Source organism: Nitrosomonas communis (genome assembly GCF_900114745.1).
Classification (GTDB): Bacteria; Pseudomonadota; Gammaproteobacteria; order Burkholderiales; family Nitrosomonadaceae; genus Nitrosomonas; species Nitrosomonas communis_A.
The window spans coordinates 16,105-31,776 of the sequence record NZ_FOUB01000010.1; the positions used below are offsets into that span (position 1 = coordinate 16,105).

General features: G+C 42.3%; 11 protein-coding genes, 2 tRNA genes and 1 riboswitch. Of the genes, 8 read left to right on the top strand and 5 right to left on the bottom strand.

Features of this window, described 5'->3' with window-relative positions:
* Positions 1-593 precede the first annotated feature (593 nt).
* Positions 594-1,997 carry a siroheme synthase CysG gene (cysG, locus tag BM122_RS05910; protein WP_074904462.1) on the top strand — a complete coding sequence of 468 codons (1,404 nt, stop codon included), beginning with the start codon at positions 594-596 and terminating at the stop codon, positions 1,995-1,997.
* Positions 1,998-2,055: 58 nt separating this feature from the next.
* Here cysG and sbcB read toward each other — a convergent pair whose 3' ends face one another.
* The 4 genes from sbcB to metK all read right to left on the bottom strand — a co-directional run bounded on the left by sbcB (position 2,056) and on the right by metK (position 7,535).
* Positions 2,056-3,507, bottom strand: coding sequence for an exodeoxyribonuclease I (sbcB, locus tag BM122_RS05915; RefSeq protein WP_074904463.1), 1,452 nt, complete (start codon positions 3,505-3,507; stop codon positions 2,056-2,058).
* A gap of 227 nt (positions 3,508-3,734) precedes the next feature.
* Positions 3,735-4,580, bottom strand: a complete 846-nt coding sequence (metF, locus tag BM122_RS05920) for a methylenetetrahydrofolate reductase [NAD(P)H] (protein WP_074904464.1) — start codon at positions 4,578-4,580, stop codon at positions 3,735-3,737.
* Positions 4,581-4,745: 165 nt separating this feature from the next.
* Entirely contained in the window at positions 4,746-6,197 is a 1,452-nt protein-coding gene (gene ahcY, locus BM122_RS05925; RefSeq protein WP_074904465.1) for an adenosylhomocysteinase, read from the bottom strand.
* A gap of 16 nt (positions 6,198-6,213) precedes the next feature.
* A riboswitch (S-adenosyl-L-homocysteine riboswitch) is annotated at positions 6,214-6,293 on the bottom strand.
* Positions 6,294-6,371: 78 nt separating this feature from the next.
* Entirely contained in the window at positions 6,372-7,535 is a 1,164-nt protein-coding gene (metK, locus tag BM122_RS05930) for a methionine adenosyltransferase (RefSeq protein WP_074904466.1), read from the bottom strand.
* Positions 7,536-7,745: 210 nt separating this feature from the next.
* Here metK and gltX point away from each other — a divergent pair, with 210 nt between their 5' ends.
* From gltX to hemB, 7 genes are all read left to right on the top strand, one after another.
* Entirely contained in the window at positions 7,746-9,137 is a 1,392-nt protein-coding gene (gene gltX, locus BM122_RS05935) for a glutamate--tRNA ligase (RefSeq protein WP_074904467.1), read from the top strand.
* A gap of 53 nt (positions 9,138-9,190) precedes the next feature.
* Positions 9,191-9,266, top strand: a tRNA-Ala gene (locus tag BM122_RS05940).
* 33 nt (positions 9,267-9,299) lie between these two features.
* Positions 9,300-9,375: transfer RNA gene (locus BM122_RS05945), tRNA-Glu, on the top strand.
* A gap of 203 nt (positions 9,376-9,578) precedes the next feature.
* A complete protein-coding gene (gene birA / locus BM122_RS05950) occupies positions 9,579-10,598 on the top strand; it encodes a bifunctional biotin--[acetyl-CoA-carboxylase] ligase/biotin operon repressor BirA (RefSeq protein WP_074904468.1) in 1,020 nt (339 codons plus the stop codon).
* Positions 10,599-10,608: 10 nt separating this feature from the next.
* Positions 10,609-11,355, top strand: a complete 747-nt coding sequence (locus tag BM122_RS05955) for a type III pantothenate kinase (RefSeq protein ID WP_074904469.1) — start codon at positions 10,609-10,611, stop codon at positions 11,353-11,355.
* Between the two features lie 14 nt (positions 11,356-11,369).
* Complete coding sequence (gene yihA, locus BM122_RS05960; RefSeq protein ID WP_083398356.1) at positions 11,370-12,128, top strand: ribosome biogenesis GTP-binding protein YihA/YsxC; 759 nt, start codon at positions 11,370-11,372, stop codon at positions 12,126-12,128.
* A 39-nt stretch (positions 12,129-12,167) separates the two neighbouring features.
* Positions 12,168-13,175: a porphobilinogen synthase gene (hemB, locus tag BM122_RS05965; protein ID WP_074904470.1), complete on the top strand. Its 1,008-nt coding sequence runs from the start codon at positions 12,168-12,170 to the stop codon at positions 13,173-13,175.
* Positions 13,176-13,193: 18 nt separating this feature from the next.
* On the opposite strand, the gene BM122_RS05970 is transcribed toward hemB, so the two are convergent.
* Positions 13,194-15,506 carry a penicillin-binding protein 1A gene (locus BM122_RS05970; RefSeq protein WP_074904471.1) on the bottom strand — a complete coding sequence of 771 codons (2,313 nt, stop codon included), beginning with the start codon at positions 15,504-15,506 and terminating at the stop codon, positions 13,194-13,196.
* Positions 15,507-15,672: the final 166 nt, after the last annotated feature.

Sequence of the window (15,672 nt, forward strand, 5' to 3'; positions counted from 1 at the left end):
TTGAGTAGGCTCTAATTAGGAATAAAGAGACTCACTTTTAAATCAGTTATTTTAAAATTATCGTTTTTGCTATAGTGCCAACTCCAGCGATCACAATATAGAAATACTCATACTTATATGATGCTTTTTCCATTACAAATCAAAAATGACGCGAAGGCGAGCCGCAGACAGTATAAATAATACGGCAAGGTGAAGCCGACAAAGTCAGTTCGGATTTAGAAATGGAATTAACAGTAGCAATCAATCTTCAAAATACTGGAGCAGGACGATAGTTATTGCCGAATTGAAAAAATATCGGAGCTATCGATCCAGGAGAAAATAACCAAGCGTGATCAAATTAACCCAGTAGTACGGCCTGATGAAAAGATCAAGTGATTTGATGGCGAAAGCGAACAGGATCTCGGAATTGATGAAGCGCTAAAACTGAAAGGGAGATTATGATTTAACAATATAACCCATTGAGTATATTATTAATCAACCTATCGCTATTAAATCTGCCTATCGGAGAAAATTGAAGCTCAAGAAATTTTGAGTGTACGAAATACGAGTACGTTATAACAAGCAATAAACAAAATGAGAAATTTCTCAGTTCTATGGATTTTCTGCCCATTTTTCTGAATATTAAAGACCGTAACTGCCTCGTCGTAGGTGGGGGAGAGGTTGCAGCCAGGAAAACTATATTATTATTGAAAGCGGGGGCACAAGTCAGAGTCGTATCTCCAAATCTTAATGATGAGCTAAATAATCTTTTCCAACGAGGCAGCATTATTTTTCATGCAGAAACTTTTGACCCCGTGTATCTGAAAGATGTAGTGTTGGTGTTTGCTGCAACCAATGAACGCTCAGTCAATCAATATGTTTCTGAAGCCGCGAATCGACTTGGTATACCGGTTAATATCGCTGATAACCCCGCATTGTGTTCATTTATTATGCCGTCGATACTTGATCGTTCTCCTATTCTAATAGCCATTTCTAGTGGGGGAACATCACCTGTACTAGCAAGGATGCTACGTGCACAGCTAGAAACTTTGATACCAGCAGCGTATGGTCGCTTGGCTTATTATGCTGCTAAGTTCCGTGAGCATGTCAAGCACCGTTTCAGTTCTTCCAAGAAGCGTCGTTTATTCTGGGAAAAAATTTTACAAGGCCCATTTGCTGAAATGGTTTTCTCGGGAAAAAATCGAGAGGCAGAAGCCTATTTATTTAGTTCTCTTGAACACGAAATAAACGAACCGCCTTGCGGAGAAGTCTATTTGGTAGGTGCCGGACCAGGTAATTCAGATTTACTTACCTTTCGTGCCATGCGCTTAATGCAGCAAGCTGATGTTGTCGTATACGATCGTTTAGTATCACCAGCCATACTCGATATGGTAAGACGCGACGCAACGCGTATCTACGCGGGGAAGGAACGCAATAAGCATACCTTGCCACAAGAATCAATCAACCATTTATTAGTAAGACTAGCAAAAGAGGGAAAGCGAGTACTTCGACTAAAAGGAGGGGATCCTTTTATTTTTGGCCGAGGTGGCGAAGAAATTGAAACATTATCCCAGCATCACATTCCTTTCCAGGTAGTGCCAGGAATTACAGCAGCATCAGGCGTAGCTTCCTATGCGGGTATTCCGCTTACTCATCGCGATTATGCCCAATCCTGCATTTTCGTTACAGGTCATCTCAAAAACAATACCATCAACTTGGATTGGCAGGTGCTAGCCAGGCCACAGCAGACAATCGTAATTTATATGGGACTGCTTGGATTACCTGTATTGTGCGAGCAGCTTATTGAGCATGGTCTTCCAGTATCAACACCTGCAGCCATTGTACAGCAGGGAACCACTTACAAACAGCGTGTCGTGATTGGCTCACTCGAAACATTACCGGCTCTTGCCTCGGCTGCTAACTTGGTTCCTCCAACGCTCATTATTGTGGGAGAAGTGGTCAGATTACATCAAAAACTAGCCTGGTTTGAGCCTGTATGTGATTCTGTTGGAGAATGATGTGAGGAATGGGCCAATTCTAAGGAATGTGAATTTACTAGGGAATTATGCTTTTATATCAAAAATCCCAAGGTATGCTATTTGCTGTAGCTAATTCTCTACCCCATGTTTCGAGGGTATTTAATATTTGCAAAATATGAGCATTTTCTGCATGTGCTTTACGTAATACTCTAATCTTATCGGCGAATTCGATTAAAATGAGGCTATTGCCACAGTTTTTCTCCATAAGATGTTGACGGCATAGAGTTGTCCATCGCTGGAATTCTTTTGTCGATAAAGTATCTGGCCAATTACGTGCACGATATCGAAATAATAATTCATGCAGTCGCTTATCCTGGAAATCAAAATGATGATGTGTAAGCTGCCGGGGTGAAGCATCACGCACTGCTGACATGAGGATGCGATCATTCTCACTAAAAAAATTGTCATAAAGCGCCAGATCGACATCTTTAGTTGCTTCAAATTCCATACTAGAATAAGCCTGCGCTACCCGCTGCATAAATGCGGTATTTTTATGCAACAATTGCCAATGTTGATGGCAAGCTTCTGCATTAAGATTAATTCGGGATGTAATGGATTTATCGAGCACATTCTGAGGAGCAAGTGCAGGACACTTGTTAATCTTTACTGATTTTACCGGCAAGCGGGGTACTTCCGCAGGTAATGCTGATTGAGGTGTAAACAAGCGCATTGCTAGTTCCTCCACACTTAATTCCATAAAAGGCGCTGGATTATGGCGCAGATCATAAACCAAAATACTGTTACCGTTTCCCTGCTCTTGAATCATCGGCATCACTACTGTAGTGCAGCCAGTTTCTGAGGGATACATACGAGAAGTATGGATAACCGGGGTGTGATTGATTAAATCGAATAATAAAGCGGCTCTATGTTTATTGCGGAGTTGAAACAACCAGTTATAAAGACGTGGCTGTCTATCAAGTAACAAGCGCGCCAGCTTGATGGTTGCTTTAACATCTGATAGCGCATCATGGGCAGAATCATGATGAATATTATTGGCTGCTGTTAGATCCTCAAGACGAAAGCTGGGTCTGCCATGACTATGCCTGGGCCATATGATGCCTTCAGGTCTAAGTGCATAAGTCATACGCACCAAATCGATGAGATCCCAGCGCGAATTCCCTTGTTGCCATTCACGCCCATAAGGATCATAAAAATTTCGATATAGGGTAAAGCGCGTAACTTCATCATCAAAGCGCAATGTATTGTAGCCAACACCACAGGTCTCGGGCTGTGCCAATTCATTATGAATTTTTGCAATAAATTCTGGCTCAGGGAGACCTTGTTTATCGGCCATTTGAGGCGTAATGCCAGTTAGTAAACAGGCATCGGGTTGAGGCAAAATATCTTTGGATGGTTTGCAATAGATAACGAGTGGATCACCAATTTCATTCAGTGCTTCATCAGTCCTTAAACCGGCAAACTGAGCTGGACGGTCGCATCTGGGATCTGAGCCGAAGGTCTCATAATCATGCCAATATAATGTTGTCATTGCGTGTTACTGAGTAATCTTTTTATTCAACTCGCGCGGCATACTCTTCCATTTCCCAATCTAAACTGACTTTGTCAGCTTCACCTTGCCGTATTATTGATACTGTCTGCGGCTCGCCTTCGCGTCAGTTTAGATTGGGAAATGAAATTAATATTTTCTACCTATAACTCCCAAAACTTATGGATATGGCCAAATTAAGAATATTCTGGTGAAGAGCAGCAATAACTCTATAATCCAAGGCGTTGCCAAATTTTTGTTGTCAGAACAGCTGAGTTAAGCGTGTAAAAATGGAGCCCTGGCGCACCTGCTTTAAGTAATCGCTCACATAAATCGGTTACCACGTCTAGCCCAAAAGCATGGATAGACGCAATATCATCCCCATATCCTTCAAGTTTTTTTCTAATCCAGCGAGGAATTTCAGCGCCACAATTATCTGCAAATCTAACTAGTTGAGAAAATTTGTTAATGGGCATAATACCAGGGACAATTGGCACATTCAGATTGGCAGTCTCGCACATATCAACAAAATGAAAATAAGCATCTGCATTATAAAAAAACTGCGTAATTGCTGAGTCTGCGCCTGCTTCTATTTTATTTATAAAATTCCTGAAATCTTCTTGAGCAGATCGAGCCTGTGGATGATATTCTGGATAAGCTGCGACATCCATCTTAAAGGTATTGCCAAATTCTTTGCGAATGAAGGTAACCAATTCATTGGCATAACGGAATTCACCTGGTTGAGCCATTCCAGATGGTAAATCTCCACGCAGAGCAACGATATGGCGAATCCCGCTTTCTTGGTACTTTCTCAAGATTGAATAAATATTTTCACGAGTAGAACCGATACAGGAAAGGTGTGGCGCAACAGGATGGCATTCTGCCAGCATTTCTAATACTGTATCAAATGTACGATCGCGAGTGGAGCCCCCTGCACCGAAGGTGACCGAGAAAAACTTTGGCTTAAACTGGGCAAGCTGATAGCGCGCAGCGCGTAATTTCTCTACCCCTTCTGGAGTTTGTGGGGGAAAAAGTTCAAAGCTAAAAGTGGGCGGAAAAACTTTCTGTGATTTCAACTTATTGTATCTGTGATCATTACTAAATTAAGGGGTAATCTTCCTAAGATATTAAAATGGATTATTTACCCCCTCTATTGCGAAGTATTATTCAACCTAAAAGTATTTTTTAGGTTTAAGCAAGAATCTTATTATATTTAAACTGTTCGTGCTTTTAATACGTGATTAATATCGATATGCTTCTGGTTTGTAAGGACCCTTTTTATCCAGATTAAGGTATTGCGCCTGTTCGCTGGTTAATTCGGTCAGTTTTGCTCCCAGCTTGCCAAGGTGTAGGCGCGCTACTTTTTCATCCAGATGCTTAGGAAGTATATAAACTTTTTTCTGGTAGTTTTTCCCATTTTGCCAAAGCTCAATTTGCGCCAATACCTGGTTGGTAAAGGAGCTGGACATGACAAATGAAGGATGACCCGTTGCACAGCCCAGGTTTACCAATCTACCTTGAGCCAACACAATAATCCGCCGGCCTGTCGGGAAAATGACATGATCAACCTGCGGTTTGATATTTTCCCATTGATATTGCTGAATTGAAGCAATATCAATTTCAGAATCAAAATGTCCAATGTTACAAATAATGGCCTGGTCTTTCATTTTCAGCATGTGATCATGACAAATCACACGAATATTACCCGTCGCCGTCACAAAAATATCCGCCTTATCGCATGCATCATCCATCGCTACTACACGGTAACCTTCCATAGCGGCTTGCAATGCACAGATTGGGTCGATTTCAGTAATCCAGACAGTGGCCCCTAAACCCCGCAGTGATTGTGCACAGCCTTTGCCCACATCACCATAGCCACATACTACTGCAATTTTCCCGGCAATCATGACGTCGGTGGCACGCTTGATACCGTCTACTAGCGATTCTCGGCAACCATAAAGGTTATCAAACTTTGATTTGGTGACTGAATCGTTAACATTAAATGCGGGGAATGGTAAAGCTTCCCTTTTTTGCATTTCATACAAACGATGCACACCTGTGGTCGTTTCCTCAGTGACGCCTCTGATACTGGCAAGCTTTTCAGAATACCAGTTAGGTTGACTATTAATTTGTGATTTGATCGCTGCAAACAGTACGCGCTCTTCTTCGTTGGTGGGGTTTGCAATCACTGAAGAGTCTTTCTCGGCCTTACTTCCAAGTGTGAGGAGTAAGGTCGCATCGCCGCCATCATCCAGAATCATATTTGCGTTGCTGGCTTTCTCATCCTTCGACCATTCAAAAATACGGTGAACATATTCCCAGTAATCTTCTAGTGATTCGCCTTTATAGGCAAAAACCGGGATATTTTTTACCGCAATGGCTGCTGCTGCATGATCTTGCGTTGAAAAGATATTGCAAGAGGCCCAGCGAACCTCAGCGCCTAAGGTAACAAGGGTTTCGATTAATACTGCCGTCTGAATCGTCATATGCAATGATCCCGCGATGCGTGCACCTCTCAGCGGTTTTTGGCTTGCATATTCATGGCGCAATGCCATCAAGCCAGGCATTTCCGTTTCAGCAATGGCAATTTCTTTTCTTCCCCACTCTGCTAGGGAAATATCAGCAACTTTGTAATCAGTAAATTGGCCGAGAGAAATATCAGCAACTTTGTTATCAGTAAATTGGCCGTTCATAGTTAAAATCTCCTAAAATGAACGAGCGCCGTTATTTTGCTATCCTCATATACTGAGCCTCACGGATGGATGTCCGTTGCAGCGCTCCTCAGTTTACGGGAACAATTCAAGCCTATACTTAAATAGGGTAGAGGTAATCTCAGCTAATAACTCTTATTCCAGAAATTAAATCAATTAGATGCCAGCATCAGCGCTAAGCTGGGCAGTCATATCCGTAGCTTCCCAGGTAAAATCCGGATCATTCCGCCCAAAATGACCATAGGCAGCAGTTTTCGTATAAATCGGTCGTAACAGATTAAGTCGGTGGATAATAGCCCTTGGACGCAAATCAAAATGTTGTTCTATTAGCTTGGCAAGCTTTTCATCTGAAATTTTCCCGGTACCAAAAGTTTCAACCATCAGAGAGACAGGGCGAGCAACACCAATAGCATACGCGACCTGGACTTCACATTTAGTGGCAAGTCCAGCTGCAACGATATTTTTTGCAACATGACGTACAGCATAAGCAGCGGAACGATCTACCTTAGAGGGATCTTTACCAGAGAAAGCACCGCCACCATGATGCGCAGCACCACCATAAGTATCGACAATGATCTTGCGGCCTGTTAAGCCACAATCACCCATGGGTCCACCGACAACAAAACGTCCTGTCGGATTAATCAGATACCGAGTATTTCCATTCAACATTTCTTTGGGAAGTACTGGCTTAATGATTTCTTCGATAACTGCCTCACTCAGGGCAGCATGAGAAATATCTGGATCATGTTGAGTTGAAATGACAACTGTATCTATACGCTGCGGTTTGCCGTCGATATATTTGACCGATACTTGAGATTTGGCATCAGGCCGCAACCAGGGTAAACGTCCATTTTTTCTCAATTGCGATTGGCGCTCCACCAAACGATGAGCATAATAAATGGGCATCGGCATTAATTGTGGGGTTTCCGCACATGCGAAACCAAACATTAATCCCTGATCACCTGCACCCTGATCCATTTCCTCTTCTTTACTACGGTTGACCCCTCGTGCAATATCAGGTGATTGTTTATTAAATGCGGTTAATACAGCACAGGTGTTCCAATCAAAACCAATCTCAGAGCTGGTATAACCTATTTTTTTAACTGTTTCACGCGCAATTACATTGTAATCGACTGACGCATGTGTTGTAATTTCACCTGATAGAACAATTAGCCCTGTGCTACACATTGTTTCACAGGCTACCCGCGCGTTTGTATCATGACTTAATATAGCATCTAAAACTGCATCTGATATTTGATCTGCAACCTTATCAGGGTGTCCTTCAGAAACAGATTCAGAAGTAAAAAGATATTCTTTCATGTTATTTGAAATTTTTTAAAAGTTGCTCAGTATAGCAAATAGTTTCAAATTAAATAAAAGAATAAAGCAAGATCATTAAGTTGTATTGATTTCGGTTTTTTTGTTAAGAATAAAAATATAAGCTAAAAAATATATTCCACCAGAACATTATCTTTCGTAATTGCATACATTGTTCTGTTTCTAATTGACATTACTCATCGCATTTTCACAATGGTACGTACACGATTTGCACCGAGTCCTACAGGCTATCTTCACATTGGAGGGGCCAGGACAGCCCTTTTTTCTTGGGCATTTGCCCGTAAACATGGTGGTAAATTTATTCTAAGAATTGAAGATACCGATCTTGAACGCTCAACTCAACTATCAGTGCAAGCCATCCTTGATGGGATGGCATGGTTAGGTCTTGATTATGATGAAGGCCCCTTTTATCAAATGCAGAGATTGGCGCGTTATCATGAAGTCGCTGAGCAATTGCTGCAAAACAATCTTGCTTATCGCTGCTACGCCAGCAAAGAGGAGCTGGATTTGTTGCGAGAACAACAACGTGCTGCAGGGTTAAAACCAAGATACGATGGACGTTGGCGGGATGCAAAACAGCCTCCCCCAGCCGAAGTCAAGCCAGTTATCCGCTTTAAGAATCCCACAGAGGGACATGTCGTCTTTGATGATCTGGTCAAGGGTAAAATTGTGGTAGCGAACAGCGAGCTTGATGATCTGGTTCTGCTGAGAAGTGATGGCATCCCGACTTATAATTTTGGTGTGATAGTGGATGATCTGGATATGAACATCAGTCATGTCATTCGTGGTGATGATCATGTCAACAATACACCGCGGCAAATTAATATTCTTAAAGCACTGGACGCTCCCATACCTCAGTATGCGCATGTACCCATGATATTAGGAGCAGATGGTGAAAGATTATCTAAACGGCATGGAGCCGTTTCAGTGATGCACTATCATGAAGAAGGCTATTTACCTGAGGCTATGATAAATTATCTTGCACGACTTGGATGGTCTCATGGTGATGAAGAAATATTCAGTACTGATCAGCTGATTGAGTGGTTTGATTTAGCCACAATAAGTCGTTCTCCAGCAAAGTTTAACCCGGAAAAGCTGATGTGGCTGAATCAGCACTATCTTAAAAACAAAGAAGATGTGCATATAGCCGAATTGATGACACCGTTTCTTGAGCAAGACGGCGGTCATATCCCAAATCAGCAATATTTATTAAAAGTAATTAATTTGTTAAAAGAGAGAGTCAATACGATTAGCGAACTCGCCGATGCGGCTGTCTATTTTTTTCGCCCACTAGAACCCTCTTATGACCTCAAAGCGCAGTATTTCAATCCGGAGGCAAAATCCATCTTGCTTTATTTAATCGATAAATTTAACTCGCTTGATTGGAACCGTCAGGCTATCCATGATGAAATTAAGAAAGCAGCGGCAACATTTAATGTCAAATTACCAAAGGTAGCCATGCCTTTGCGTATAGTGGTAACAGGCGAGACACAAACGCCTTCAATAGATGCCATATTGGAGTTACTTGGAAGAACAGAGACCCTGAAGCGAATAAATCAACAAATATCTTACTTTCCAGATTGATCTTCAACTTTACAATCACCAAGTGTCCCAGTATAATCCTTTCTCCTTCAGTCGGGGGTATAGCTCAGCTGGGAGAGCGCTTGCATGGCATGCAAGAGGTCAGCGGTTCGATCCCGCTTATCTCCACCAGTATCTCTCGATAGTCGTTGTAAATATATTCTGGTCCCCATCGTCTAGAGGCCTAGGACATCACCCTTTCACGGTGAGTACAGGGGTTCGAATCCCCTTGGGGACGCCACTATAGGAAGGTATTCATGGTAATTCCATTTCCAAATCAAAAATGACGCGAAGGCGAGCCGCAGACAGTATCAATAATACGGCAAGGTGAAGCCGACAAAGTCAGTTTTGATTTAGAAATGGAAAAAGATTAAACCTTAGCATGAATACTCAATCAAATACTACTTCGCTTTCCACTTCACCTGAATAAGAGCATTCTTGGGAATGCTCGTAAATTTTTACATCGATCTCAATGTGAAATCACTTACATTTGCTATTTTAAGACGATTAAGTGATGGCGAGTTTCATTCAGGAACAGAACTTTCTCAAATTCTGGGGATATCGCGCTCCAGTATCTCAAATGCTTTGCATGATCTTGACAGGTTAGGGCTGGTCATTCACAAAATTCAAGGCCGTGGTTATCGGTGGCTTAATCCCGTGCAATGGCTGAACACAGCCATAATTCAGACGTATCTTGCGGGGGAGTCAGAGCGCTTTCATATTCAAGTCCTCGACATTACGGAATCTACTAACAATTTACTGCTGCACGAGATCACAAGAAACCATACTACTCATGATGGAAGAATTCATGTTATTGCTGCTGAATTGCAAACTCAGGGACGGGGGCGCCGTGGACGGCAATGGTATACAGGCTTAGGAGACAGCCTGACTTTTTCGTTATCGTGGCAGTTCCAGCGAGGGGTCAATTTTCTCTCTGGCTTAAGTTTAGCCATAGGTGTAGCAATTGTTCGAGCATTAATGGCAGTCGGGATCAAGGGTGTGACGCTAAAATGGCCTAATGATCTGCTGTTTGAGTTTATTAAGCTTGGAGGCGTGTTAATTGAGTTGCAGGGTGACATGCTTGGACCGGCTACGGCAGTTATTGGTATAGGAATCAATCTAAGATTGCCTGACCATATTAAAAATAAGATAGACCAAGAGACGACTGATCTCTATTCCATTGTTCAGGAAGTTCCTGATCGCAATAAATTGTTGGCTGTTTTATTGAGAGAATTGGTGGCGACATTGAATACATTTGATCAGAAGGGCTTCTCGCTATTTAGAGATGAATGGATACGTTATCATGCCTTTGAGAATAAGCTGATTGAGTTGCATCTACCAAATGGCTCTATACAGCAAGGTACTGCCCGTGGTGTTGCGCCTGATGGATCATTACTGGTAAATACTTTAATGGGCGAGCAAAGCTTCAATGGTGGCGAGATCAGTCTGCGTAAATTAGGCTGAAATAAATTTTATGCCTTATCTTCTAGCTATAGATTCGGGTAATACTGCTATCAAGTGGGGGTTACACAATGGTAATGACTGGCATGAGCGCGGAAGCGTTGCTCAGAATCAACGAGTATTGCTGAGCCAAATTTGGCGAGATGTGCCGGAGCCATCCGCTATTATTGTTTCCAATGTGGCAGGGCCTTCAGCTGAATCGGCACTGCTAAATTTGTTTGCTATTTGGAAAGCCATACCGCATTGGATCTCAGCGGCTGCTGATCAATGTGGTGTTAAGAATCACTACTCAAATCCAGTGCAATTGGGTAGCGACCGCTGGGCAGCTTTGATCGCTGCATGGAGAATGAAACAACAGGGCTGTCTGGTGGTCAATGTAGGGACTGCTATGACAATCGATATCCTCTCTGATAGAGGAGAGTTTTTGGGTGGAATTATTTTGCCTGGCTTTGAGTTAATGAAACAGGTATTAGCGCACCAGACGGCATTGTTAACTTTAAAAGAAGGCCACTTTCAAGATTTTCCGGTTAACACTGCAGATGCTATTCACAGCGGAATAGTTCATGCGTTGACAGGTACGCTTGACCATATGTATACATTGCTTTCCACTTATTTGGGTCGTGATACTATCAACTGTATTATTAGCGGTGGAGGCGCTGCCTTATTGCTCCCTTATATTAAAATTCCTGCTATGAGTGTGGATAATTTGGTGCTGGAAGGATTAAAGATAATTGCCCAAGAAAAACCTGAAATAGCTTAGTAGAAAATAAGTATATGCCATTATTTCAAAATATCCATTTTTATACTACCGTCAATCGGTTAGTAGACTTACCTCGAGCATCTGGTCTGGAGGTTGCTTTTGCTGGACGTTCAAATGCGGGTAAATCCAGTGCAATCAATACACTTGCTAAACGTGGTCGTCTTGCTTATGTAAGTAAAACACCTGGCCGAACTCAGCATATTAATTTTTTCCAACTCGGGGATAGTAACTTTCTGGTCGATCTTCCTGGCTATGGTTATGCCAAAGTGCCTTTAGCAATCCGTCAGCATTGGGAGCATCTACTCAGCACTTATCTGCAGACTCGTGATGTGCTATACGGCATGGTACTTATTATGGATATTCGTCATCCTTTGACCAAGCTTGATCTCCAGATGCTGGAGTGGTTTTTGCTCACAAAAAAACCAGTACATATTTTGTTAACCAAAGCAGATAAATTGAGTCGCAATCAAGCAACTTATGTGCTGAAAAAAGTAAGACATTTTTTAACTGAACAATATCCACACTGTACAGTGCAACTTTTTTCTAGCATGATGGGGTATGGTATTGAAGAAGCTACCACAATTTTAACGGATTGGTTTGGGTCAGCCGGAGCAAAGATTCATCAGCATGATATTGAATTAGCGACAAAAAAAACCCCGGTTAAAGGGGAAAAACCGGGGGGGAATCGCCTTATATCAAAGGCCTCGCCTCAGGGAGGGAAGGCGAGAGACGATTTAACACATCATCTTTTCTTAAGAGACAAAATTTCTTAGTAAGTTCCATATTAATATTTTATTTTTTGATGATCAATCATGTCATTTATTAGTCAATTCCCACAAAAGAGAATGCGACGCTTACGTCGTGACGATTTCTCCCGCAGCTTGGTACGAGAAAATCATTTGCGAACAGATGATTTAATTTATCCTGTTTTTGTACTGGAGGGAAAGCAACGAAAAGAGCAAGTGGTTTCTATGCCGGGTGTTGAGCGGTTAAGTATAGATTTACTCAAGCTTCAGGCAGAGAAGTGCTTACAACTTGGGATTCCCGCTATCGCTATTTTCCCAGTGATTGACTCTTCACTCAAGAATTTGACTGCCGACGAAGCACTCAACCCAGAGGGGCTGGTGCCACAAGCAGTCACTCAGTTAAAAAAGAATTTTCCAGAGTTAGGGATTATTACTGATATAGCACTTGATCCTTATACCAGTCATGGTCAAGATGGATTGATTGATGCTAATGGTTATGTGATGAATGATGAAACCGTTTTGGTTCTGGGGCAGCAGGCGCTTGTCCATGCTCAGGCAGGAGCGGATGTAGTTGCTCCTTCGGATATGATGGATGGGAGGATTGCCGCTATTCGTGCAGCTTTGGATAGCAATAAATTTATTCATACACGCATTCTTGCCTATTCGGCAAAATATGCTTCCAGCTTTTATGGTCCATTCCGAGATGCAGTGGGTTCTTCGGCCAATCTGCGGTCGGGTAACAAATATACTTACCAAATGGATCCGGCCAACTCGGACGAAGCATTATGGGAAGTTGGGCTGGATTTACAGGAAGGTGCGGATATGGTCATGATAAAACCAGGGTTGCCTTATCTTGATATCGTGCGCAAAGTAAAGGATAAATTTGGCGCGCCTACGCTGGTTTATCAGGTCAGTGGCGAATATGCTATGCTCAAGGCAGCCGCAATGAATGGCTGGTTAGATGAAGAAGCTTGTGTCATGGAGTCCTTGTTGTCATGTAAACGCGCAGGTGCAGATGCCATCTTGACCTATTTTGCTTTGGATGCGGCTACTTGGCTAAGAAAAAATATATAAACCTGAGAAATCATCTTTTCAGTATAACTGATTCCACAGCGCTTCTATCGAGTCAAAATCCTCAGTAGGCAAATCAGCCTGAGAGGGGAGTTGTTCGTTGAAAAAATATTCACTTACCGCTCCTCTCTCTTCTCTTAAACCGGTTTCCGGATTGATTCTGGCTACCGTGATTCCTTGGGGAGGAGTATAAGTTGCAACAGGGATATCTTTTAACGCCTTTTCCATATAGTTTATCCAGATGGGTAAAGCTACACGTCCCCCGGTTTCATTCTTACCCAATGTCTTGGGTTCATCAAAACCTGCCCAGCTTACTGTGACCAAATTCTTCTGAAAACCACAAAACCAGGTATCAATAAAATTACTGGTTGTGCCTGTTTTCCCTGCGATATCCTTGCGACCGAGTCTTTTTGCCATGGTGGCTGTTCCTCGTTGAATCACATCTTGCATCATACTTGTCATCAGAAATGCATTCCGTGGATCAATCACCTGCTTGGCATTCTTCCCAGCAATAACAGGTTGAGCATGTTCAAGAATTTTACCCTCATCATCTTCTATTCTTTCAATGAAGTAAGGATGAATGCGGAAACCGCCGTTAGCAAAAATTGTATAACCAACGGCCATTTGCAAGGGTGTTACAGAGCCTGCTCCAAGCGCCATGGGTAAAAAAGGAGGGTGACGATCGCTATCAAAACCAAAGCGAGTAATATAATCTTGTGCGTAGCGCAGTCCAATTGATTGAAGAATTCGAACGGATACAAGGTTTTTCGAATGAGTCAGTGCAACGCGCATGCGTATTGGACCGCTGAACTTGCCATCAAAATTTTTAGGTTCCCAAGCCTTGCTACCCGTTTGTGCCGCATCGAAAAATAAAGGAGCATCATTGATAATCGTTGCGGGTGTAAATCCTTTTTCCAATGAAGCGGAGTAAATGAACGGTTTGAAACTAGAGCCTGGTTGTCTCCATGCTTGGGTGACATGATTAAACTGATTGAGATTGAAGTCAAATCCTCCGGCCAGAGCACGAATCATCCCATCAGTCGGATCAATTGCAACGAGTGCGGCCTCAATTTTGGGAAGTTGGACAATTTGCCAGACATTTTTCTCATTCTTTTGTATCCGAATTAATGATCCTGGACGAATTCGTTGATTACCAGCCTTAGGGTCATCGGTAAGAAATCTTTTGGCAAACTTGAGTCCATCTCCGCTAATCTGTATCACTTCTCCACCCTTGTGATAAGCTTTAATAGAATTTAAGCTGGTGGATAGCACTACAGCAATAAGAATATCGTGGCTATCATGAAATGGTTGCAGAGCTTCTTCCAGATTTTTTTCCAAGTTTGCATCATATCTGGGTAAATCAATGAAACCTTCTGGTCCTCGATAACCATGACGACTATCATATTCTAATATGCCTTTACGCAGTGCTTGATTCGCGGCATCTTGATCAGATTTTCTCACAGTGGTATAGACTTTAATGCCACGTGTATAGGCTTCTTCACCATAGCGTTGATATACCGCCTGTCTGGCCATTTCAACCACGTACTCAGCGGGTATGGCAAAATTCCGTACTTGGGGTTTGGATAACGGCTGCTTTTCTGACATGGCGAATTGTTTGTCAGAGATATAGTCCAGTTCGTGCATTCGTTTCAATACATAACGCTGACGTATCTTTGCACGCTCTGGATTAACGACTGGGTTAAATCTCGAGGGAGCCTTGGGTAATCCTGCCAGCATGGCTGCTTCCGCTAAATTAATTTCATCTAATGATTTTCCGAAATAGGTTTGGGCTGCGGCTGAGAACCCATAGCTTCTTTGGCCCAGGTAGATCTGATTAATATAGAGTTCTAGAATTTTATCTTTACTTAGACTGTGCTCAATTTTAAATGCCAGTAATGCTTCGCTGAATTTTCTCGTCAAGGTTTTTTCCTTGGTCAGAAAAAAATTACGTGCAACCTGCATCGTAATCGTACTTCCACCTTGAAGAGCGCTCCCTCCACTGAAATTGGAATAAGCAGCTCGCAGGATACCAATATAATCCACTCCACCGTGCTGATAGAAACGGTCATCCTCAGCGGCTACGATGGCTTGTTTAAGATAGGTGGGCGTTTCATTAATTTTTACAAAATCTCTACGCTCTTCTCCAAATTCACCGATGAGTAATCCTTCCGCGCTATAGATCCGTAACGGTATCTTAGGCCGGTAATCCGTCAAAACTTCGAGCGAAGGTAAGGTTGGGATAATAACGAGTGCTGCAAAAACGATTAGCATAATACCAATCAAGCTTGCTCCCAGCACTGCTAGAAAGAGATAGGTCAGCCAACGAAATAACATGAGATTTAAAATTTCTAACTATGGGGGATAAAAGTCAATTGCTAATTATAGAGGGTATATCTGTTGCTTTTGTATAAATCAAACTATTTTAGGATCTGCCAGAATATTTTACCCAGCATATCAGTTTGTTAAAGAAAGTTGGATTGACTCGAAGGATTAAACATGC

Coding starts and splice junctions, on each gene's coding strand:
- cysG (WP_074904462.1), top strand. CDS start 594: ATGGATTTTCTGCCCATTTTTCTGAATATTAAAGACCGTAACTGCCTC.
- sbcB (WP_074904463.1), bottom strand. CDS start 3,507: ATGACAACATTATATTGGCATGATTATGAGACCTTCGGCTCAGATCCC.
- birA (WP_074904468.1), top strand. CDS start 9,579: ATGCTCGTAAATTTTTACATCGATCTCAATGTGAAATCACTTACATTT.
- metK (WP_074904466.1), bottom strand. CDS start 7,535: ATGAAAGAATATCTTTTTACTTCTGAATCTGTTTCTGAAGGACACCCT.
- ahcY (WP_074904465.1), bottom strand. CDS start 6,197: ATGAACGGCCAATTTACTGATAACAAAGTTGCTGATATTTCTCTCGGC.
- BM122_RS05970 (WP_074904471.1), bottom strand. CDS start 15,506: ATGTTATTTCGTTGGCTGACCTATCTCTTTCTAGCAGTGCTGGGAGCA.
- yihA (WP_083398356.1), top strand. CDS start 11,370: ATGCCATTATTTCAAAATATCCATTTTTATACTACCGTCAATCGGTTA.
- gltX (WP_074904467.1), top strand. CDS start 7,746: ATGGTACGTACACGATTTGCACCGAGTCCTACAGGCTATCTTCACATT.
- BM122_RS05955 (WP_074904469.1), top strand. CDS start 10,609: ATGCCTTATCTTCTAGCTATAGATTCGGGTAATACTGCTATCAAGTGG.
- hemB (WP_074904470.1), top strand. CDS start 12,168: ATGTCATTTATTAGTCAATTCCCACAAAAGAGAATGCGACGCTTACGT.